Raw genomic sequence first — 21,639 nt, 5'->3', positions numbered from 1 at the left:
GCGGGTTTTATTTCAGGCCGTGCGGCGCCGGGTCGTCTCGCGCGGGGCGGTGGAAAATTCCTGCCGAATAATTCGTCCGGTGGGTTGCCCCGGGCCGGGCGGACGGGTCCGGGGGATTCCGCCCGCCGCTGCCGGCGGGGTCCACCGGTCGCCGACCACCGCCGGGGCGGCACCTTGCGGTCCACTGTGGACTCCCCGATTCCGTTTGCCACAGGAGGCGTTGGTTGGCAAGGCCGCCGGGCTGTGACGGTGGACGCGCCCGGACGGCGGTAGGTGTTCCGGCGCCTGCTCGGCAGGCTCGGAGAGGTCCAGACCAATCTCGGAGTGGAGGCACTGTGCGGAGTTCCACCAACCGCAAGCGCGTCGCCCGGACCGTGGCCGCCGTGGCCATGGCCGCCGGCGCCCTCACCGTCGCGGCCGGCCCGTCGGCCGCGGCGACCGGCGCCTCGGGCGTGTCCGCGTCGAACGCCGGCTGCGTCACCACGAACATCCACGTCGACCCGTCGGCGCGGGAAGCCGGTTGGACGGTCGACTGCACCAGCCGCCGGTACGTGTTCGTCGACGTCGTCGTGTTCGCCGGCGGCGTGGCGGACAGCAACCCCAGGGAGGCGCAGTGGGTCGACGCCGGGGACACCTGGCAGGACCTCAACGTCTACCCGCAGACCACCCCCGCCATCGACCACATCTGCGTGCACCTGGTCACCTACGTGGACCCGGACAACCCGTTCGAGCAGCCGGAGACCATCGGGCACTCCTGCGTGTGACCGGTGATCGGTGACCGCGGGCGCGGCCCGGCGTAGGGCCACGCCCGCGACCCAGGACCGCGGTCGTCCCGGCGCGCCACCGGGACGACCGCGTCGCCTGTCGCGCCGGGGGGCCAGGCGGTTCCCCGCACGACGTCCAGGCCGTGGTGGCAGCCGACGGTGACGGGGTGCTCCGCGCCGAGGACCTCGGTGCACAGCGCCAGGGTGGAGCGCTGTTCCCGCTCGGCGGCTTCCGCCTGGCCGAGGTGGTGCGGCAGCACGCCGTAGTTCGCTCGGCGGCTCGGGGTGGTCGGTGGCCGGCCCGGGGCGAAGCGGGTGGACCCGCCGCCTCGACCACGTGGCCGTCCGGCGGGCAGCCCCCGGGGCGCGCAACGCAAAGGGTCGTGGGCGGGGAGGGATCGCCGTCGCGACCCCTCCCCGCCCACGACCCCGCTGTGGGGCGGGCCCTCAGCTGTTGAGCGTCACGCCGTAGGCGCTCAGCGCCTCGCCGACCGGCTGGTAGTACGAGGTGCCGCTGCCCTTGCCCGAGGTGATGCCCAGGCCCACGCTGCCGGCGAACATGCAGCCACCGGAGTCACCGGGGTTGGCCAGCGCGCTGGTCTGGATCAGCTGGTGCACCGAGCCCTCGGAGTAGTTCACCGTGACGTTGAGCCGCTGCACGGAACCCGAGGTGAGGCGCGTGGTGCTGCCGCTCTTCTGGATCCGCTGCCCGACGGTCGCCGCCGCGTGCGAGCTGATCTTCTGGGTCGAGCCGTTCCACAGGGTGACCGCACCGGGGGCGCTGCCGGTGGTGTTGCGGATCAACCCGTAGTCGTTGGTCGGGAAGCTGGCGCCCTGGGACGGCCCGACGTTCCACTGGGACACCGCGCGGGTGCAGTGCCCGGCGTCGACGATGTAGTTCTGGCCGCCCTTGTTGGCGTTGAACCCGACCGAGCAGCGGGTGCCGCCGCCGGTGATGGCCTCACCGTTGTAGATGGCCAGGTGCATCTCACCGCTGACCCGCTCGACCCGCACGCGGTCGCCGAGCCGGTCGGCGGTGCGCAGCAGCGCGGCGAGGTCGCCGCCGGTCGCCGCGTCCGACACGCTCACCACGACCTGGTTGGTCTTCGGGTCCAGCCCGATCGAGGTGTGGGTCACCGCGGGCACCGCTTCCAGGGCGTCCTGGGCGGACGCCAGCGCCCGGGTGGAGTGCCGCACGAGCTTGGCCTCGGCGCCCGACGCGCGGACCTGGTCGGCGGCGGCGGCGTCCAGCACGTTCACCACCGGCTTGCCCTTCGCGTCCAGGTAACCGCCCGCGGCGCGGTCGCCCAGGCCGCCGCTGATCCGGTCCAGCGTTCGCACGCCGACCTCCTGCACGCGCAGGACCTCGGCCGCTGCGGCGGGCGAGATCCCCTCTTCGGCGCTCAGGTCGGCGATCGCGACCTGTGCCACCTCCGGTGCGTACCCGTCGACACCGGTGGCCGAGGCGACGGGCGCGGCCAGGAAACCGGCAGCCGTGACACCGGCCAGCAGGGCGGTGGCGGAACGGGCGGCGAAACGCCGCCCCATGACGATCTTGCGCATACCGGCAACTCACTTTCACAGGGGTGCGCGGGGGGACCGCGCCGCTCAGTGGGTTGGACCGGGCACGTCGCCCGTGACCGGCCCCGGACAGTTCCGGCGCACCCCAGCCTGTTCCCGGACACCGCACCCCCAGTACCGCCTTTAGTCGGTAAGCGGCGAGGTTTTTGTGGATCAGGAGCACCGGCGGTCCCGCGGTTCCGGTGATGTGCACCAACGGTCACGGACACCGCTGTCGCCTGCCCCTGACGGACTATCGGCGGGATTGTTTTCGTCGTGCCGGCGTGGAATACGCGGGACTTCCCGCGCGCCGGTCGCCGGCCGGTGGCCCGGGAGCGGACCGGTGGGCGCGCAGCGGTCCGAACAGCCGGTCCGGCTCACCTCACCCCGGTGGCCCGGAGCCTCCCCGGTGCCTCCCCCCGGGGCATTCCCCGGCTCCCGGGTCGCGGGCGAACCGTTCACCGGCGGCCGGCCGCGGGAATCGGGGGGATCGCCGTGCGCATTCCTGTCACCGCGAGCGATATCCGGTGGCGCGGCGAGTGGATCATTCCTGAAATGCCGGAGGTCCTCGATCGGGTGATGGTGGTGTTCTCCGCTCGACGGGCGGGTTAGCCTCGATGACAGGTGCCTCGGGTCGGTCCGCCCGAGTCGCACCGGGGGGTTCGACGCCGCACCGCCGCCTCGCGAGTTCCGGGGTGGGCCGGTGCACGGCAACGGGCGTCGGCGGCGTGCCGACGCGTCCGGAAAGCGGTTCTTCCTGTCGACCCCCGTGCCATTTCCGGGGAAGCGAGGAGGAATCGGCAGGGACCGGAGCGCTCCGACGCGCGACCACGGGCGATCGGAGCCGCGCACCGCACCGCCGGCCGGCGTCAGGAGTCGGCCGGGGCAACAGCAAGGGGGAGCATTATGCGCATTCGACGCGCGATCACCGCGACCGCTCTGGCCGTCGGCGCGACGGCGGCCGCGATCAGCCCGACCACCGCCGCACCGGCTAACTGGGAGTGCGAGGAGTGGTCGTTCTGCATCTACCACGGCGAGAACGGCGAACCGCCGCGGCTGGGCATGAAGAAGGGCGCCTACGACCTGGGCGGCATCTCCGGCGGCAAGCTCAACGACCACGTGTACTCGGCGCGCAACATCAGCGGCAAGGCGTGGTGCCTGTACGAGCACGCGGGCTACGAGTCGCCGATCGACACGATCCCGGACAGCTTCCAGGGCAAGATCGCCGACCACATCCGCGGCCGGGTCAGCTCCGTGCGCGCCTGCTGAACGGCCACCGCGGGGCCCGCTCGCGCGATCACGAGCGGGCCCCGCCCGGAGCGGCCCGTCGTCGGCGGTGCCGTGGCGATTCCGCTGCCCGTTCCGGCGCGGTCCACCTCGCGGCGGTGCCGCCACCACGATCGGCCGCCCCGGTCCACCCCCCTGCGGCTACGTCGTCTCCACCTTCAGGTGGACGCGCCCCCGCCCGCCTTGCGCCACCATGATCGGTGTAGTGCGCATGGTTGACGAGGGGGAACCACGAATGTCTCTTGTGGACGAACGCGTGCCGGCGCCGGTCGCCGGACTGGCCGTGACGGCCCTGCTCGCGTCGGTCCTGTCCGCGTCGGTCCTGCCCGGAGCGCCGGCCCACGCCGCGCCGGCGCGGACCGCGCCGCAGGCGGCCGGTGTGCCGATCGCGCTGCCGCCGCCGACCGGCCGCCACCCCATCGGCACCGCGGACCTGCACCTGGTGGCCGCCCACCAGGACCCGTGGCGGCCGTCGGAGAAGCGGGAGCTGATGGTGACCGTGACCTACCCCGCGCAGCGGGGCGGCGAGCGGGCGCCCTGGCTGCCGCCGGGTGTGGCCGACGTGTTCGACCGGATCGACCCGAGCCTGCCGCCGGGCGCGGTCGACTGGGCCGGCGCCCGGCGCCACGCCCGCACGTCGGCGCCGGTGGACCGCTCGCGCGGGGGCTGGCCGGTCGTGCTGTTCTCGCACGGGTTCGGCACCCAGCGGGAGTTCGGCTCGGTCCTCGCCGACGACCTGGCCGCCCACGGCTACGTCGTCGTGTCCGTCTCCCACACGCACGAGGCGGGCGCGGTGGAGTTCCCGGGCGGGCGCGTCGTCACGCGCAGCGTCGGCTCCGACCCGGCGGCGCTGCGGACCGCGCTGGACGCGCGCGTCGCCGACAGCCGGTTCGTGCTCGACGTGCTGGCCCGCCTGGACCGCGGCGAGAACCCCGACGCCGAGCGCGACCCGCTGCCGCGCGGCCTGGCCGGCTCGCTCGACCTGTCCGCGGTGGGCATGTTCGGCCACTCCTACGGCGGGTTCACCGCCGGTGAGACGATGTACCACGACCGGCGCGTCGACGCCGGGATCAACCTCGACGGCGGGATGGCGGCCGGCGACGGGAACGACCCGGGCAAGATCGTGCAGCACGGGGTCGACGGCCCGTTCCTGTTGGTGGGCAGCGACATCGTCGACCCGGCGACGGGCCGCGTGCACGAGCACTCGCACCTGGACACCGAGCTGGACCCCACCTGGAACCGGTTCTGGGCCAACCAGCGGGCCTGGAAGCGCGACCTGCACTTCGACGGGGCGGCCCACAACAGCTTCACCGACCTGCAAGCCGTCGTGCCGCAGCTGTCCCACCTGCTCACGCCGGAGCAGCGCGAGCAGATGATCGGCGACATCGACCCGCGGCGGTCGCTGCGCGCGCAGCGCGACTACGTCGCCGCGTTCTTCGACCTGCACCTCAAGCACCGCGACCGCCACCTGTTCCGCCACGACAACCCCCGCCACCCCGACACCAGGTTCATCACCTGAGCCCGGCGCGCGGCGCCGCGCCCACCGCGGCGTCAGCGCCGCGCGGTCGCCGGGACGCCCGCCGCGCGCAGGGCCGCCCGCGCCGCGACGACGGCGCTGTTCAGGGAGATCTCGCCGCGCATCCCCGGCGCGGCGACCATGTCGCCCGCCAGGAACACGTCGCCACCGCGCACGATCGCCGGGCGGTCGCGCCAGGTCCGGCCCGGCAGGTCGAGGGCGCCGCTGCGCCCGCGCGCGACGGCGGTGCGCTTCCAGGTGGTGCGTTCCCGCCAGCCCGGGACGGCGAGGTCGGCCAGCCGCTCGACCCTGGTCGTCGCGTCGGCGCGGGACTCGCCGGACCGGATCGGCATGTCGAGCTGGAACAGCGACTCGCCCGCCGGCGCGAGCGACGGGTCCTGCATCGTGTAGCACTCGTGGAAGCCGCCCTGGTCGGCGTCGAACACGATGAAGAAGTCGCCGCGCCTGCGGCGCACCGCCAGGTCGAGCATGACGCACCGGCCGCTCTCCCACTCCAGGGTGTCGTCGCCGAGCAGGGAGCGGGCGCTGGCCAGCTCGGTGGCCACGATCGTCGGCGTCGACGGGATCCGCGTGACCCGCGAGTTCAGCTCGATCCGCACGCCGAGCTGCCGGGCCCGCCGCGCCATCCGCTCGAACACCGTCGGCCAGCCGCCGACCACGTAGCGGACGGCGGGCGGCGCCGGGGCGAAGACGCGGTGCAGCAGCTCCCACACGAACGCCGCCGACAGCCGGCCGGTGTCGGCGTCGAACGTGACGACGGCGATCGCGTTGGCCGCCGCCCGCGCGGCCTCCTCGCCGTACCGCTCGCCCGCCCAGCTCGCGAAGTCCCGGTCCACGGGCGCGGCGCGGCGGCGGTCGCGGATCATGCGCAGCAGGCCGGGGAAGGGGCGGCGGCGCAGCTCGCCGCCGTAGCGGAAACCCGCCACCAGCGCCGCGCGGACCGGGATCCGGGCCAGGTCGCCGACCAGGCCGCGCTCGACCAGCCAGGTCCAGTGCGGACCGTCGGCGTAGAACACGTGGGCGCCCTCGTGCGCCACGTACGGCGGCGGGGTCGCCCGACCCCGGCCGCCGAGGGTGGAGTGCGCCTCGTGCAGGGTGACCGCCGCCCCCGCCTCCGCGCAGGCGATGCTCGCCGCCAGCCCGGCCAGCCCACCGCCGACCACAACGATTTCCCGTGCCATCCCCGTCTCCGTATCCTGTCGGCAACCACGTGCACCGACGAGACGGGACAGCGCCGCGAGACGTGACAGACGATCACCTGGCCGGGCCCGCGTCCGCACGCGGGGTCCGGCCGTCCCGCCGGTGGCCGCGCGGGGCCGGGGTGACGTTCGTCATCGTTTGGCCGGCGTCGGTTGCCGGTAATCACCAAGGTGCGCGGGCACTTTCACTTGGAGGAGAACATGCAGGAGACAGACTTCGGGGGCGCGGTCGCCAATCCCCGCCGGACCAGGCTCGGGTCGGACTGGACCGCGGGGTCGACCGGCGCGTCCGACGGCCAGCAGCCGGCCCCGAGCCCCACACCGGACGCGGGCGCCACCAACGCCTCCTGAAGTGAGCCGGCGCGGGTGGGGCCGGCAGCGCCCTCCGCGGGATCTCCTCGGGTGACCGGCGTCACCACCCCGTCGTGCTCCGGGGCCGGAAACAGCCCCGCCGCAGCCCCACCGTCGCCGCTCGGGCGTGAGCACCGAGTCGGCGACGGGGCACTGCGCCCCCGCCGCACCCCCAGCGCGGCGGGTCGTCCTCCGGCGGTCCCGCGGCGGGTTCAGTCCAGGCAGAACTCGTTGCCCTCGGGGTCGGCCATCACGATGAAGCCGGCGCTCAGCGGGGGAGCGGCCTCGTAGCGGCGCACCCGCTTCGCCCCCAGCGCGACGAGCCGGTCGCACTCGGCCTCCAGCGCCGCCATCCGCTCCTCCCCCTGGAGCCCGGGGGCCACCCGGACGTCGAGGTGCACGCGGTTCTTGGCGGCCTTGCCTTCGGGCACCTGCTGGAAGAACAGCCGGGGGCCGTTGCCCTCCGGGTCCTCGACGGCCGATCGCGTGTTGCGCTGCTCCTCGGGCACGCCGATCCGCGCGAGGAAGTCGTCCCACGCGGCCAGCGGGTCCGCGCCCTCGGGCAGTTCGACCCCGGGCGGACCGGGATGGGCGTAACCCAGCACGTCACGCCAGAACGAGGCCAGCGCCCGCGGGTCGTGGGCGTCGAAGGTGACCTGGAAGTGGCGGCTCATCGGGGGTGCTCCCGTTCGTAGCTCCGTCGGCTGTCAGGGGTCATCCTGACACCTATAGCGGACAACTTCCGCCCTCAATCGAGCCCTTCGTGTGCGCAACGCCGACGCCGGCACGCACTGCCGCGGCGGGCGGGTGCGTGGCGTGGCTGTCGCGCGCGACCGGTGCGGTGCGGGTCCGCACCGCCGCGTTCGGCTGGTTGCCCGTGCGGGCTGGGGTGTCCGGGCGCACCGGGGATCGCGTGGTGGGCAACAGGAAGTTTCCGCACCTGGAGACCGCCGGATTGCGGGACGGCGGCCGGGGCGAGCCGCCAGCATGGGGAGCACCGTCTCGACTGGCACCTCCCCCCGGAAGGACTGCAGTGGACCCATCGACCCCGTCGGAACCCACCCCGGAGACCTCGGGGCACGCCCAGGCAGCACAGCCACCGGCGCCGGAGCCGACGGCGGCAGCACCGCGACCGCCGACCGGAGGCCCGCAGGGCACCCCTCCCCACGACACCCCGGGAACCGCTCCCGAACCCGCGGTGGGGACATCGCAGGACGGCCCCAAGAACGCCGCCGAACCCGCACCCGCGGATGCCGCGGGCACCGCGGAGCACACGACCCCGGAAACCGGTGCGACACAGCCCGGTGCGGCACAGCCCGGCTGGGCGTCCGGCACGGCGGAGCACGACACGCCGGAGGTCGCGGCCGCCTCGCCCTGGCAGTACCCGGGGCCGGTCGCGTCGTGGCCCCCGCCGTGCGGTCCCGAGCGGCCCGGAACGCCGGAACCCGGACCGCAGGGACCGCTGAACGGACCGCCGCACGGACTGCCGCACGAGCCGCACCGACCGCCGCACGAGCCGCCTGCCGCCGAACGGGTCGTCGACCCGCCCGCCGCCGCGCTGGCCAACGCCTCCCTGCTCGGCATCGGCTACCTGATGCTGGGCCGCAGGCGGGCCGCCGCCCTGGCCGGCCTGGTCACCGTCGTCCTCCTCGTCCTCCTCGCCTCGATCACCCGCTCCGCGTGGCTGGAGGTGGCCGTCCTGCTGTGGTGGGTGGTCGTCATCGCGCACGCCTGGCGCCTCGCCGGTGGGCGCGGGCGCACCCCGGGCCCCCGCGCCCGGCGGCAACGGCTGGTCGCGCTGGCCGGCACGCTCCCGGTGCTGCTGGCGGTGGGCTTCCTGCGCTTCGACGCCGCGGGCGTCGAGCGGGACGCCGCGCAGGCCCGCGCCGCGGGCGACTGCCCCGCGGCCGTGGCCGCGGTGGACCGGCTGTGGTTCGGCCACCACCTGGCCAACGCGCCCCTCACCGCCCGCGGCGACGACACGGTGCGGGCGTGCACGCGGCTCGACACGGCCGCGGACCAACTGCGCACCGGGTTGACCGGTGACACGCAGGCCCTGGACAACGGGTTCACCGGCCTGACGACGGCCCTGGCCGAGCTGCCCGGCTACGACGCGGTCGTCGAGCGCGTGCTCGACGGCTTCCTGGCCGGCCTGCCCACCAAGGACGCCTGCGACACCAGGGACATCACCGCGTGGCTGCGCGAGCGCGGGAACCAGGGCAACGCGCTGGACCGGGTGACCGAGGTGGTGCCGCGCGTCGCGCCGGAGGCGATCGTGCAGTGCGCGGACAGCCACATGACCTCCACCTCGTTCGTCCGGGCCCGCGAGCTGTACCAGGAGCTGCTGGACGAGCACCCGGACCACGAACTCGCGCCCAGGGCCGGGGAAGGCGTGCAGAAGGCCACGTGGGCGATCGAGCTGGGGACGGTGCGGTCGCTGCTGTCCTCCCCGTCCCCGGACCGGCCCGAGTACTGCGACAAGCCCTCCCCGTACAGCGCCGCCGCGCCCTACGGCGCGCAGAGCCCCAACCGCGCGTGGGTGGCGGGCAGGAACGAGCACACCAACCGGCTGCCCGGGGACTGGGTGGTCGACGACGTCGCCAACGCCGCGGTGGTGATCTGCGCCGGCGCCGTCGCCCACGGCTCGGTCGCGCAGACCTGCACGTACCTGTACTCGGGCGTCCTGAGCGGGGAGAAGGACGTGTCGTTCCACCGGATCGCGATCCCGGTCCGGGTCTACGAGGTGAAGACCGGCCGGTTGATCACCAGCACCACCCTGGAGGTCAACGGCGAGAGCTGCCCCTCGGTCGTCAACTACACCACCTACAACCGGCTCGACACCGGGCCGGCGGCCGACATGTACGTCACCGCGTCCGACGCCGACGTGCACGCCGCGTTCAACCCGCTGATCAACCCGTGACCGGCCGCGCGCCGCCCCGGCCGGCCGCGGCCGGGGCGGCGTCGCGCAGGGCTCGGGCGGTGGGGGTGCCGGTGATGCCCGCGGGGTGGCCCTGGTAGAGGACCCGCCCGCCGTGCCTCCCCGGCCCCGGACCGAGGTCGATGAGCCAGTCGGCTCGCCGGATGACGCTCAGGTCGTGCTCGATGACGACGACGGTGTGCCCCTGGTCCACCAGGGCGTCGAGGACGCCCAGCAGGGTGTCGACGTCGTCGAGGTGCAGCCCGGTGGTCGGCTCGTCCAGGACGTAGAGCGCCGGGCCCGCGGTGTCGCGCAGCTCCCGGGCGATCTTGACGCGCTGGCACTCGCCGCCGGAGAGGGTGGTCAGGGGCTGGCCGAGCCGCAGGTAGCCGAGGCCGACCCCGACCAGGTGGCGGAGCGCCCCCGTGATCGCCGGGTCGGGGAGCCGGTGCAGGGCCTCGGCGATCGTCAGGTCGCCCACGTCGGCGATGGAGAGCCCGTCGACCCGGTGCCGCAGCACTTCCGGGGTGAACCGCCGCCCCTCGCAGGTCTCGCAGACCGTCTCCTGGCCCTCCAGGAAGGCCAGGTCGGTGTGGACGACGCCGAGGCCGGCGCAGTCGGGGCACGCGCCCCCCGAGTTGGCGCTGAACAGGCTCGCGGGGACGCCGTTGCGGCGGGCGAACAGCTTCCGGATCGGCGTCGCGATGCCGGTGTAGGTCACGGGCGTCGAACGGCGGTTGGCGCTGACCGGTTTCTGGTCGACGACCACGGCGTCGTGCCGGTCGACCAGCTCGGCGGCGAAGCTGGACTTCCCCGAGCCGGCGACCCCGGTGAGCACGGTCAGGACGCCGGTCGGGATGTCGGCGGTCACGGCGCGGAGGTTGTTGCGGGTGGCGCCGGCGACCGTGATGGCGCCGCGCGGCGTCCGCGGGCGGTCCTCGGCGGGCCGGCGCCGCGCCAGCGCGGCGGCGGTGGGGGAGCCGGACCGCCGGAGCGCGGCGAAGTCACCCTGGAACACCAGCTCGCCACCCCGCTCGCCCGCGCCCGGTCCGATCTCGACCACCTGGTCGGCGATGGCCATGACCGCGGGGTCGTGCTCGACCACCAGGACGCTGTTCCCCTTGTCCCGCAACTGTTCGAGCAGGGCCGTCATGGCGTGCACGTCGTGCGGGTGGAGGCCCGCGGTCGGCTCGTCGAAGATGTAGAGCAGCTCGACCAGGCTGCTGCCCAGGTGCTTGACGGTCTTGATCCGCTGCGACTCGCCACCGGACAGGGTGGTGGTGGCGCGGCCCAGGTGCAGGTAGCCGAGCCCGACGGTGACCAGCGCGGCCAGCCGGTCCGCCAGGGCGGCCACGACCGGCGCGACGCTCGCGTCGGTCACCCCCGCCACCAGGGCCGCGAGTTCGCCGATCTCCACCCGCGCCAGCTCGCCGGGGGTGCGGCCGAGTAGCTCGGCGGTGCGGGCGGCCTCGTTGAGCCGGTCGCCGCGGCACTCGGGGCACACCGCGGAGCGGGTGAACCGGGCGATGGCCTCCCGCTTGCGGTCGGACAGGTCGTCGGAGGTCCGCAGGTGGATCCGCTCGAACCGCTCCACGACGCCCTCGTAGTCCTTCGGCGGCCTGGTGCCCAGCCGCGCGGCGTGCTCCCCGCCGAACAGCAGCGCGTCCCGCTCCGCCCGGCTCCAGTCGCGCAGCGGGGTGTCGACGTCGAAGGCGCCGATGTCGGCGTACCGGGAGTACCAGTAGCCCCCGTCGCCGAACCCCGGCAGCAGGATGGCGCCGGTCTTCAGCGACCTGTCCAGGTCCAGGAAGCGGTCGACGGCGCTGACGACCACCTCGCCCAGCCCCGAGCACGTGGGGCACATGCCGGCGGGGTGGTTGAAGGAGAAGCGGTTCGACTCGCCGACGTGCGGCGTGCTCAGGCGGGAGAGCAGCAACCGGAGGTAGGTCCACGCGTCGGTGGCGGTGCCGACCGTGGACCGGGCGTTCCCGCCCATGCGGCGCTGGTCGACCACCACCACCGGCGACAGGCCGTCGATCCGGTCGACCTCCGGCCGGGCCCACTTCGGCAGCCGGTTGCGGGCGAACGGCGGGAAGGTCTCGTTGAGCTGGTAGCCGGCCTCGGCGGCGATCGTGTCGAACACCAGCGACGACTTGCCCGACCCGGACCGCCCCGCGAACACCACCACCCGCCCGCGCGGCACGTCGACGTCGAGCGACTTGAGGTTGTTGGTCCGGGCCCCTCGGACCCGGATGCTCCGCTGCGACATGGCGCGACCCTACGACCGGACGCGGCCGGAAAACGGCCGCGATTCGCGGGAGGATGGGGCTCATGGCCGACGTCGCGCACCGAGTCCTCACGATGCTGGCGGTCCTCCAGACGGGCAGGGCGTTCACCGGCGACGAGCTCGCCGCGCGCCTCGCGGTCAGCCCGCGCACGCTGCGCCGCGACGCCGAGCGGCTCCGCGCCTACGGCTACCCGGTCGAGACCCGGCCGGGGCCGGGCGGCTACTACCGGCTCTCGGCCGGGAGCACCATGCCGCCGCTGCTGCTGGAGGACGACGAGGCCGTCGCGACCCTGCTGGGGCTGGCCACCCTCGCGGCGGCCGGCAGCGCCGGCGAGGGGAGCCTGGAGGACGCGGCGATCCGGGCCTATGGCAAGGTCGACCAGTACCTGCCCAAGCGCCTGCGGCCCCGGGCGGCGGCCCTGCGCGCGGGCCTGGAGACCACCCGCACCCCGGCCCCGAGCACCAGCGCCGAAACGCTGAGCACGCTCGCCGACGCCATCCACCACAGGCGCCCGGTGGACTTCGACTACACCGACCCGTCCGGCTCCACGACCGCCCGCAGGGTCGAACCGCACCGCCAGGTCCACCAGCACCTGCGCTGGTACCTGCTCGCCTGGGACACGGACAAGCAGGACTGGCGGACCTTCCGCACCGACCGCATCACCAACCCGCGCCGGCGGACCCGGACCTTCACCCCCCGCCCCCTGCCCGCCGACACCGCCGTCGACTACCTGCGCCAGGGGCTCAACAGGCAGCGGCAGCGGGTGGTCCTGACCATCGACGCCCCGATGACCGCGGTGGCGGACGCGTTCAAGCACGAGGACATCACCCTCACCCCCATCACCCGCTCCACAACCCGCGCCGTCCTCATGCTCGACACCTGGCAGTGGCTCCTACCGCCCCTGGCCTTCCTGGACGCCGACTTCACCATCCACGAACCCACCACCTTCCGGACAGCGTGCCGACAGTTCGCCACCCGCCTCACGACCAACGAGTAGAACCCCTCAGCCCATGTCCGCGGCTTTTGGGCTTTCCGCACGCCCCGTGCAGACCGGCGCCTTCGTGTTCTCCCCGTATGGCCTGCCCGGAGGGCTACCATGCTTTTCCTGGGGGTGCAAGCACGCTTTTCGCTTGCACCCCCAGGAAAAGCATGGTCGTCTTTGACAGGTCATGCGGGGGGAACACGACCGCTGTTTCTTTTCATTCTCCTTGGCGGCCTGCCTGTCCGGCGAGGACTCTTTTGGTTTTTAACCTGGATCCGTACAGCACCGAATCTCACCCGGATCCGTGCGGGACAGAGGTAAGAAGAGCGGCCGAGAGGCCGCCAAGGATGACACAAAGACCAAGCTCAGGGCGTCGTGCCATCCCCGCATGGCCTGGTCAAAGACAACCACATGTGTCAAGGGGAGATCGAACCCGGGGTGGTTCCACCGGGTGCCTCGATCTCCCCTTGACACATGCGGTTCGCTGCGCGCAGGCCATACGGGGATGACACGCAGCCCACACCGGGGTGCGCGCTGCGCGCGGCTTCAAGCCGACATCGGGGCGGCGCGGCGCGGCTTCAAGCCGGTTTCGGGGCGGTGCGGGGTGGGATCAAGCCGGTTTCGGCGCGGTGCGGAGGCCGGATCGGGTCCGGTGCGCGACCATGAGCGTCCAGTCCACAGTGGACTAATCGGCGCATCGTGAAATGCCGCCGCGCGTACCGCTCCACCGGGCTCAAGCGGAGATCACAGTGGTGAGCGGGCCCGCGTCCTGTGCCGGCACTGTCGCATGTGGCACGATCGCGCAGGTGGACAGCACACCCGCCACGGCGCAGCACCTGCGCGACCTCGCGCGGTTGCGTCGCGTTCGCGACCGGATCGACCGGGAGTACGCGCAGCCGCTGGACGTCGAAGCGCTCGCCCGCGGCGTGAACATGTCGGCCGGGCACCTCAGCCGCCAGTTCCGCCGAGCCTACGGCGAGTCACCGTACGCCTACCTGATGACGCGGCGCATCGAACGCGCGATGGCGTTGCTGCGCTGCGGCGACCTCAGCGTCACCGAGGTCTGCTTCGCGGTCGGCTGCTCGTCGCTGGGCACCTTCAGCACCCGCTTCACCGAGCTGGTCGGCGTGCCGCCCAGCGTCTACCGGCGGGAGGCGGTGCGCGCGACGGCGGGGATGCCGTCCTGCGTGGCCAAGCAGGTCACCAGACCGATCAGGAATCGAGAAGCGCCGGCTCCCCGGCCGCACCTAGCGTGACCGCCATGGACATCACCGTTCACGCCAGCTACCTCCCGCAGGACGACCCGGACGCGGCCCTGGCCTTCTACCGCGACACCCTCGGCTTCGAGGTCCGCGGCGACGTCGGCTACGGGGGGCAGCGCTGGATCACGGTCGGCCCCGCCGACCAGCCCGACACCTCCATCGTGCTGCACCCGCCGACGGCCAACCCCGGCCTCACCGACGACGAGCGCCGCACCATCCTCGAACTGATGGCCAAGGGCAGCTACTTCGGCGTCAACCTGGCCACCGCCGACCTCGACGCCACCTTCGCGAAGCTGGCCGACGCCGGTGCGGAGGTCGTCCAGGAGCCGACCGAGCAGCCGTACGGGGTCCGCGACTGCGCCTTCCGCGACCCCGCGGGCAACATGATCCGCATCCAGGAGCGGCGCTGAGGTCCGGTCCCGCCCACCCGGAGCGGTAGCGGCGCCGGCCCGCCCGTGGTCGCCGGCCCGTCTGTGACCGCCGGCCGCGGGTGACCGGCGCCCCGGGCCGCCGCGACCGGGCACCCGACCACGCGGCAGAACAGCAGGGAGACACGATGAGCAACGCCCCGAGCGCGGACGCGCGGCCACCCGCGCCGCACGTCGCCGACCGGCACGACTGGATCCGCGTGCAGGGCGCGCGCGTCAACAACCTCAAGGACATCAGCGTCGAGATCCCCAAGCGCCGGCTGACGGTGTTCACCGGCGTCTCCGGCTCGGGCAAGAGCTCGCTGGTGTTCGGCACGATCGCCGCGGAGTCGCAGCGGATGATCAACGAGACCTACAGCGCCTTCGTGCAGGGCTTCCTGCCGACCCTGGCGCGGCCCGAGGTCGACGTGCTCGACGGCCTGACGACCGCGATCGTGGTGGACCAGCAGCGGATCGGCGCGGACCCCCGCTCCACGGTCGGCACCGCCACCGACGCCAACGCCCTGCTGCGCATCCTGTTCAGCCGGCTCGGCGAGCCGCGCATCGGCTCGCCCCAGGCGTTCTCCTTCAACGTCGCGTCGATCAGCGGCGCGGGCGCGGTCACGCTGGAGCGCGGCGGGAAGACCTTGAAGGAGCGGCGCAGCTTCACCGTTGTCGGCGGCATGTGCCCGCGCTGCGAGGGCCGGGGCACGGTGTCCGACATCGACCTCACCCAGCTCTACGACGACTCCAAGTCGTTGTCCCAGGGCGCTTTCACCATCCCCGGCTGGAAGTCCGACAGCTTCTGGACGGTGCGGGTCTACGCCGAGTCGGGCTTCGTCGACCCGGACAAGCCGATCCGCGAGTACACCAAGAGGGAGATGGACGACTTCCTCCACAAGGAGGCGGTCAAGGTCAAGGTCGACGGCGTCAACCTCACCTACGAGGGGCTGATCCCCAAGATCCGCAAGTCGTTCCTGTCCAAGGACCCCGACACGCTGCAACCGCACATCCGGGCGTTCGTGGAGCGGGCCGTCACCTTCACCACCTGCCCCGAGTGCGCCGGCACCCGCCTGAGCGCGACCGCCCGCTCCTCGAAGGTCGCCGGCCTCTCCATCGCCGACGCCTGCGCGATGCAGGTCAGCGACCTGGCCGACTGGGTCGGCGGCCTGGCCGAGCCGTCGGTCGCGCCGCTGCTCGCCGCGCTGCGGCACACCCTCGACTCGTTCGTGGAGATCGGGCTGGGCTACCTCTCGCTCGACCGGCCGTCGGGCACGCTGTCGGGCGGGGAGGCGCAGCGGGTCAAGATGATCCGCCACCTCGGCTCCTCGCTCACCGACGTCACCTACGTCTTCGACGAGCCGACCACCGGGATGCACCCGCACGACGTCCAGCGGATGAACCGCCTGCTGCTGCGGTTGCGGGACAAGGGGAACACGGTGCTCGTCGTGGAGCACGAGCCGGAGGTGATCGCGATCGCCGACCACGTGGTCGACCTCGGCCCGGGAGCCGGCACGGCCGGCGGGACCATCTGCTACGAGGGCGCGCTGGAGGGCCTGCGGGCCGCCGGCACCGCCACCGGCCGCCACCTCGACGACCGGGCCGCCCTCAAGGAGTCGGTGCGCACGCCCACCGGCGTGCTGGCGGTCCGCGGCGCGAACCGCCACAACCTCCGGGACGTGGACGTGGACATCCCGCTGGGTGTCCTGTGCGTCGTGACCGGGGTCGCCGGCTCCGGCAAGAGCTCGCTGGTCCACGGCAGCCTCCCGGCCTCGGCGGGCGTGGTGTCGGTCGACCAGTCGCCCATCCGCGGTTCGCGGCGCAGCAACCCGGCGACCTACACCGGGCTGCTCGACCCGATCCGCAAGGCGTTCGCCAAGGCCAACGGCGTGAAGCCGGCGCTGTTCAGCGCCAACTCCGAGGGCGCCTGCCCCGGCTGCGGCGGCGCGGGCGTCGTCCACACCGACCTGGGGATGATGGCGGGCGTCGCCACGACCTGCGAGGAGTGCGAGGGCAGGCGGTTCGACGCGTCGGTGCTGGAGTACCGCTTCGACGGCCGCGACATCAGCGAGGTGCTCGCGATGTCGGTGACCGAGGCCGAGGGGTTCTTCGGCTCCGGCGAGGCGCGCACCCCGGCCGCGCACGCCGTCCTGCGCCGGCTCGCCGACGTCGGGCTCGGCTACCTCGGCCTCGGGCAGCCGCTGACCACGCTGTCCGGCGGCGAGCGGCAGCGGCTGAAGCTGGCCACCCACATGGGGGACAAGGGCGGCGTGTACGTCCTGGACGAGCCGACCACCGGCCTGCACCCGGCCGACGTGGAGCAGCTGCTCGCCCTGCTCGACCGGCTGGTCGAGCAGGGCAAGTCGGTCATCGTCGTCGAGCACCACCAGGCGGTCGTGGCGCACGCGGACTGGGTCGTCGACCTCGGTCCGGGCGCCGGCCACGACGGCGGCCGGGTCGTGTTCGAGGGCGCCCCCGCGGACCTCGTGGCCGCGCGCTCCACCCTCACCGGTGAGCACCTCGCGGCGTACGTCGGCGGCTGAGGCGACCTCCCGGCCGGGCCGCGTCGTGCGGTGGCGGTCGAGCGGTCGCCGCGACGCCTCCCGGCCGGTGCGCTCCGCGGCCTCATCCCGCCTGGGCCGGCGGGATGAGGCCGGTGTCATCCCGCCGGCCGACGCCCGGTGACGCCGGCCGCGGCCATGATCGGGCGCGACCGGACCCGAGGGGATGACATGAGACGAGCACTGGCCGTGGCCACCGCGGTGGGATTGGCCGTCACGGTGGCGGTTCCCGCCGCCGCACGAGCACGGGCGCAGCCGCCGGACTGGCGGGCGTGCGGCGAGCGGGGCGCCGAGTGCGCCACCGTGGAGGTGCCGCTGGACTGGTCCGAACCGGGTGGCGAGCGCATCAGCCTGGCCGTGTCCAGGCTGTCGGCGGCCGACCCGGCGCGCCGGGTCGGCGTGCTGTTCGTGAACCCCGGCGGGCCCGGCGGGCCGGCCGTGCCCATGGTCCGCGACCACGCGGCCGAGGCGTTCCCGCAGCGGTTGCGGGAGCGCTTCGACATCGTGGGCGTGGACCCCAGGGGCGTCGGCGACAGCCGGCCGGCGATCACCTGCCCCACGCCGCCGGTCGACCCGCGGGTGACCAGGTTCCCCGCGACGGCGCAGCGGTTCCAGGCCCTGGTGTCCTACAACCGCCGGGTCGCCGAGGCGTGCCGCGGGGCGACCGGCCCGCTGATCGACCACGTCGACACCGTCAGCGCCGCCAAGGACTTCGACGCGGTGCGCGGCGCGCTGGGCGAGGACCGGGTGAGCTGGCTGGGGCTGTCCTACGGCACCCTGCTCGGCGCCACCTACGCCCAGCTGTTCCCCTCCAGGGTGCGGGCGGCCGTGCTGGACGGCGCGGTGGACCACACCGTCGGCACCAGGCGGATGGCCGAGGACGAGGCGCGCAGCACCGAGCAGGTCTTCGCCGCGTTCGCGCGGTGGTGCGACGCGACGCGGACCTGCGCGCTGCACGGCCGGGACGTCCGGGCCGAGTACCGGGCGCTGCTGGCCAGGGCGGACCGGGAGAACGTCCCGGCCGAGGGGATCCCGGGCGGTGTGACGGCCGAGCAGATCGGTTTCGGCGTCTACTCCCTGCTCTACCTGAAGGGCACCTGGGGCCCGCTGGCCGAGGCGCTGCGGGACGCGATGGCGCCGGACCCGGACGCCGGGGTCTTCGGCCGGTCGCCGTCCACCGACGCCGCCTACCGCGTGATCGCCTGCCACGACTTCCCCAGCGACGTGCGGTCGTTCCACGACCTGTCGGCGCGCCGGCGGGCGATCGAGCGGTCGGCCCCGGTGACCCGCGGGTTCGTGGAGGGCTGGGACGTGCAGGCGGGGTGCGCGGGGTGGCCGATCCGCCCGGCCAACCCCTGGTCGCCGCTGCACGTCCGCGGCGCGGCGAACGTCCTGGTGGTCAGCGGCGAGCACGACCCGGCCACGCCCCGGGAGTGGGGCGACGGCCTGACCCGCCAGATCCGCGGCGCGCGGCACCTGGTCTGGTCGGGCGTCGGCCACACCGCGTACTTCAACGACCCGGCCACGCTCGACCGCGAGGTGGCCCACCTGGTCGACGCGGCCTGAGGCGGCTCCGCCCCGGTGCGGCGCGCCGGCCGCACCGGGGCGCTCAGCCCCGGCGGGCCGGGTCCGCGCCGCCGGAGCCGATCTCGTGCCGGGCGCCGCACGCGTCGATCATCTCGGCGTCGTGCGTCGAGACCACGACCGTGCGGCCGTCGGCGGCGAACTCCGCGAACAGGTCGATGACCCTGCGGCGGTTGGCGGCGTCCAGCGAGGCGGTCGGCTCGTCGACGAAGACCACGTCGGCTCGTTTGTAGACGGCGCGGGCCAGGGCCAGCCGCTGCTTCTCACCGCCGCTGAGGCGCCCGGCCGGCTCGTCCTGCCGCCCGGCCAGGCCGGTGCGCTCCAGCACCCCCGCCAGGCGTTCCCGGTCGCCGCCGGCGCGCCGGCCCAGGACACCGGCCCGCATCGTGACGTTGAAGGCGACCGACTCCTCGTCCATGATCCCGTAGTCCTGCAGCACGAACGCCGCGTGGTCGCGCCAGAACCGCCGCCGCGCCGCGGCGCGGTACCCGGTGACGTCCTTCCCGCCGATCGTGACCCGCCCCCCGTCGACCGGCAGCAGCAACCCCAGGCAGTGCAGCAGGGTGGTCTTCCCCGAACCGCTCGGGCCCACCAGCGCCGTCATGGTCCCCGGCGCGCAGCGGACGGACTCCCCGTCGAGCACGCGACGACCACCGATCACCACCGAGACACCCTCGGCCTCGACCAGCATCCCCAAGTCTCCGATCACATCCGACGCCGGCCGACGCCGGCGAAGCACCAGCGCGCGGCCAGCAGGTGGCTCAACGGGGCGACCAGCAGCCCGAAGGCCGCGGCCACGAGGACCGGGCCCGTCGCGCCGGGCTCGGCGAACAGCAGCACGACCGCCATCAGGACGACGCCGGCCAACAGCTCCCGAACGACGCGACCGCGCAGGATCGACGGCCAGGACCGGCCGGCCACCCGCAGCGGGAAGTCTCGCCTGGCGCGCAGCAGGGCGGTGATCAGCGCGCTGATCGCAGCGGCGACGGCGAACGCGACGGCCAGCGCCACCAGCGCGAGGTTGCGCAGCCACACCACGTACGCGGTGTACTGCGCCCGCAGGATCCCCTCCTCCGCGATGTAGACCACCTGCAGCGTGCCGGTGAAGCCGTTGTCCCGCAACGCCTGCGGGGAGAGACCCTGGCTCTCCAGCAGTTGCTGGGCGGTCGCCACGCCCGTGAACACGATGTTGCGGGTGGAGGTCATCGACGTCAGGTTGCTGTCGTCGACCGCGTCGTGCACGGAGGGCACCACGGCGACGAGGACGTCATCGAGGAAGCTGAGGCTGCCGCCCCCGCCACCCCCGGCCACCGGCAGCCGCAGACCGCCGGCCGGCTCGAAGAACCGCAACCCCTCCAGGACCTCCGGGCCGGGCGCGCCGCTCCTCGACCACAGCGCGAGCGTTTCCCCGAGCCCCCGCAGGCCCTCCCGCACCTGCTCGTGCGGGACGGGGGCCAGCGCGGGCTGCGACACGCCCCTGGTCACCAGGTCCAGCCAGCGCTGGTTCACCAGGGCGACCGCGGAGTGGCTGCCGAAGCCCGGCGGCAGCGACTTCCCGGCGAACGCGTAGGAGAACGCGAGGACGCCCTGCGACTCGGCTTCCCGCACCAGTCGGCCGATCCGCGGCTCGACCTCCTCCATCCCCCGGCCCCGCACCGCGAACGAGATGCCGACCTGGTCGGAGAGCTGCCGCCACTGCGCCATCTCGGCGGCGGTGGCGGAGGACTGCCGGTAGGCCGCCCACGCGGGTCCGGCCGCGGTCACCACCAGGAGGAACGTGAGCGCCTGGACCACGACGGCCGCCGGGCGCAGGCTGCGCACCGCGGGCTGCCGGGTGGCCAGCACGCGGGCGCCGGGCCACGCGGTCGCGGACATGGCCAGCGCCGCGAGCAGGGCCGCGCCGACGACCGCGGCCTCCAGGCCGCCCAGCGCCGCGAGGAAGGGCCTGGCGTGGACCCAGCCGCGGGTCACCCCCACCCAGGCCGTCGCGACCAGGGCGACGGCGACCGCCGGGACCAGCAGCAGGACCAGGAAACCGCCCAGGTCCTGCACGTGGATGCGCGCGACCGGGCAGCCGCCCAGCACCCGCAGCGCCCGGCCGCGCGCCTTCACCGACAACCAGAACAGCGCCAGCGCCACGACCAGCGCGAACACGGCGACGACCGCGGCGGAGAAACCGGCCTCCGCGACGACGAAGTCGAGGGCGTCGGTGATCGCGGCGTCCCGGCGGTCGACCACCACCCCCGCCGCGCGCAGCGCCTCCGCGAACTCGTCGAGCCGGGCGCCGTCGCCGGTCACCAGGTAGGAGCCGGTGGCGTGCGAGTTGGCCAGCCGCTGCACGCCGACGACCTCGGCCGTCCGACCGTCGAACCAGCGGAACCCGCCCGGCTGCCGCCCCTCGCCCAGGGCCGCGAAGACCTGCCCGTCGCCCGTGGGGTCGGGCGCGACCTTGACCAGGCCGAGGCCCCACCTCGCGTCCAGCGCCGCCAGCTCCGCGAACGCCTCGGGGTCGGAGAACCGGGAGCCGGCGAAGTCGAGCCCCAGCCTGCTGTGGGCGCCGAGGGCCTGCGGGTGCTCCCGGTCGTGCAGGTCGGTGACTATCGCCGCGACCAGCGCCAGCAGCGCGTACAACGCCACCGCGACCACCACCACGACACGCTTGTGCAACGGCCCCTCCCCAGGCTGCCCGCCACCGCGCCCACCGCCGGGCTCCCCTCCGGGGCGCTCGCGAGCGCCCCGAGGACGGCCGTCGTGGCCGGCGCCGTGTGGGAACAGTTCTATCGGACGGCCCGGTGGCGGCGCGCACGACCGTCCCCTCGCCCCCGGCCGGGCCGGGGCCGCCGAGGGCAGGAGAGCCCCGCGGGCCTGCCCGGCCCCCGGTGCGCCGCCGACGCCGGGCCGAACGGGCGGACCCGTCGCTGCCGGCGGTGGCGGAGCAGG

General features: G+C 74.2%; 17 protein-coding genes. 10 read left to right on the top strand and 7 right to left on the bottom strand.

The features are described from left to right. Positions 1-335: 335 nt before the first annotated feature. Entirely contained in the window at positions 336-764 is a 429-nt protein-coding gene (locus JOE68_RS06345) for a hypothetical protein (protein WP_204841402.1), read from the top strand. On the opposite strand, the gene JOE68_RS06340 is transcribed toward JOE68_RS06345, so the two are convergent. Together JOE68_RS06340 and JOE68_RS06335 are read right to left on the bottom strand one after the other, a co-directional pair. Next, a complete protein-coding gene (locus tag JOE68_RS06340) occupies positions 704-1,024 on the bottom strand; it encodes a tetratricopeptide repeat protein (RefSeq protein ID WP_204841401.1) in 321 nt (106 codons plus the stop codon). The two genes, JOE68_RS06345 and JOE68_RS06340, sit on opposite strands and share 61 nt — an antisense overlap. Before the next feature lie 187 nt (positions 1,025-1,211). Beyond that, complete coding sequence (locus JOE68_RS06335; protein ID WP_204841400.1) at positions 1,212-2,327, bottom strand: S1 family peptidase; 1,116 nt, start codon at positions 2,325-2,327, stop codon at positions 1,212-1,214. 903 nt (positions 2,328-3,230) lie between these two features. On the opposite strand from JOE68_RS06335, the gene JOE68_RS06330 reads away from it, so the two are divergent. Both JOE68_RS06330 and JOE68_RS06325 read left to right on the top strand, forming a co-directional pair. Further along, complete coding sequence (locus tag JOE68_RS06330) at positions 3,231-3,593, top strand: peptidase inhibitor family I36 protein (protein WP_204841399.1); 363 nt, start codon at positions 3,231-3,233, stop codon at positions 3,591-3,593. Between the two features lie 253 nt (positions 3,594-3,846). Further along, a complete protein-coding gene (locus JOE68_RS06325; protein WP_204841398.1) occupies positions 3,847-5,130 on the top strand; it encodes an alpha/beta hydrolase family protein in 1,284 nt (427 codons plus the stop codon). Positions 5,131-5,162: 32 nt separating this feature from the next. On the opposite strand, the gene JOE68_RS06320 is transcribed toward JOE68_RS06325, so the two are convergent. After that, on the bottom strand, positions 5,163-6,329 hold the full coding sequence (locus JOE68_RS06320; protein WP_204841397.1) for an FAD-dependent oxidoreductase: 1,167 nt from the start codon (positions 6,327-6,329) through the stop codon (positions 5,163-5,165). Positions 6,330-6,548: 219 nt separating this feature from the next. On the opposite strand from JOE68_RS06320, the gene JOE68_RS06315 reads away from it, so the two are divergent. Further along, entirely contained in the window at positions 6,549-6,698 is a 150-nt protein-coding gene (locus JOE68_RS06315; protein ID WP_204841396.1) for a hypothetical protein, read from the top strand. A gap of 212 nt (positions 6,699-6,910) precedes the next feature. Here JOE68_RS06315 and JOE68_RS06310 read toward each other — a convergent pair whose 3' ends face one another. Beyond that, complete coding sequence (locus tag JOE68_RS06310) at positions 6,911-7,372, bottom strand: VOC family protein (protein ID WP_204841395.1); 462 nt, start codon at positions 7,370-7,372, stop codon at positions 6,911-6,913. Between the two features lie 524 nt (positions 7,373-7,896). On the opposite strand from JOE68_RS06310, the gene JOE68_RS06305 reads away from it, so the two are divergent. Then, positions 7,897-9,618 carry a hypothetical protein gene (locus tag JOE68_RS06305; protein WP_204841394.1) on the top strand — a complete coding sequence of 574 codons (1,722 nt, stop codon included), beginning with the start codon at positions 7,897-7,899 and terminating at the stop codon, positions 9,616-9,618. On the opposite strand, the gene JOE68_RS06300 is transcribed toward JOE68_RS06305, so the two are convergent. Continuing rightward, entirely contained in the window at positions 9,608-11,884 is a 2,277-nt protein-coding gene (locus JOE68_RS06300) for an ATP-binding cassette domain-containing protein (RefSeq protein WP_204841393.1), read from the bottom strand. The two genes, JOE68_RS06305 and JOE68_RS06300, sit on opposite strands and share 11 nt — an antisense overlap. Before the next feature lie 62 nt (positions 11,885-11,946). Between JOE68_RS06300 and JOE68_RS06295 the strand changes: the two genes are divergently transcribed. The 5 genes from JOE68_RS06295 to JOE68_RS06275 all read left to right on the top strand — a co-directional run bounded on the left by JOE68_RS06295 (position 11,947) and on the right by JOE68_RS06275 (position 18,681). Further along, positions 11,947-12,900, top strand: coding sequence for a helix-turn-helix transcriptional regulator (locus tag JOE68_RS06295; protein WP_204841392.1), 954 nt, complete (start codon positions 11,947-11,949; stop codon positions 12,898-12,900). Between the two features lie 791 nt (positions 12,901-13,691). Next, positions 13,692-14,141 (top strand): helix-turn-helix transcriptional regulator, encoded by a 450-nt coding sequence (locus tag JOE68_RS06290; RefSeq protein WP_204841391.1) that lies wholly within the window; start codon positions 13,692-13,694, stop codon positions 14,139-14,141. A gap of 5 nt (positions 14,142-14,146) precedes the next feature. Continuing rightward, entirely contained in the window at positions 14,147-14,557 is a 411-nt protein-coding gene (locus tag JOE68_RS06285; RefSeq protein ID WP_204841390.1) for a VOC family protein, read from the top strand. A gap of 146 nt (positions 14,558-14,703) precedes the next feature. After that, complete coding sequence (locus JOE68_RS06280) at positions 14,704-17,097, top strand: ATP-binding cassette domain-containing protein (protein ID WP_204841389.1); 2,394 nt, start codon at positions 14,704-14,706, stop codon at positions 17,095-17,097. 189 nt (positions 17,098-17,286) lie between these two features. Continuing rightward, positions 17,287-18,681 carry an alpha/beta hydrolase gene (locus JOE68_RS06275; RefSeq protein WP_204841388.1) on the top strand — a complete coding sequence of 465 codons (1,395 nt, stop codon included), beginning with the start codon at positions 17,287-17,289 and terminating at the stop codon, positions 18,679-18,681. Positions 18,682-18,724: 43 nt separating this feature from the next. Here the strand turns inward: JOE68_RS06275 and JOE68_RS06270 are convergent, their stop codons facing one another. Then, positions 18,725-19,390: an ABC transporter ATP-binding protein gene (locus JOE68_RS06270; protein WP_204845955.1), complete on the bottom strand. Its 666-nt coding sequence runs from the start codon at positions 19,388-19,390 to the stop codon at positions 18,725-18,727. Between the two features lie 14 nt (positions 19,391-19,404). Continuing rightward, positions 19,405-21,366, bottom strand: coding sequence for a bacteriocin-associated integral membrane family protein (locus tag JOE68_RS06265; protein WP_204841387.1), 1,962 nt, complete (start codon positions 21,364-21,366; stop codon positions 19,405-19,407). Positions 21,367-21,639: the final 273 nt, after the last annotated feature.

Source organism: Saccharothrix algeriensis, assembly GCF_016907655.1.
Classification (GTDB): domain Bacteria; phylum Actinomycetota; class Actinomycetes; order Mycobacteriales; family Pseudonocardiaceae; genus Actinosynnema; species Actinosynnema algeriense.
This window is presented reverse-complemented; position numbering and strand designations above follow the sequence as displayed.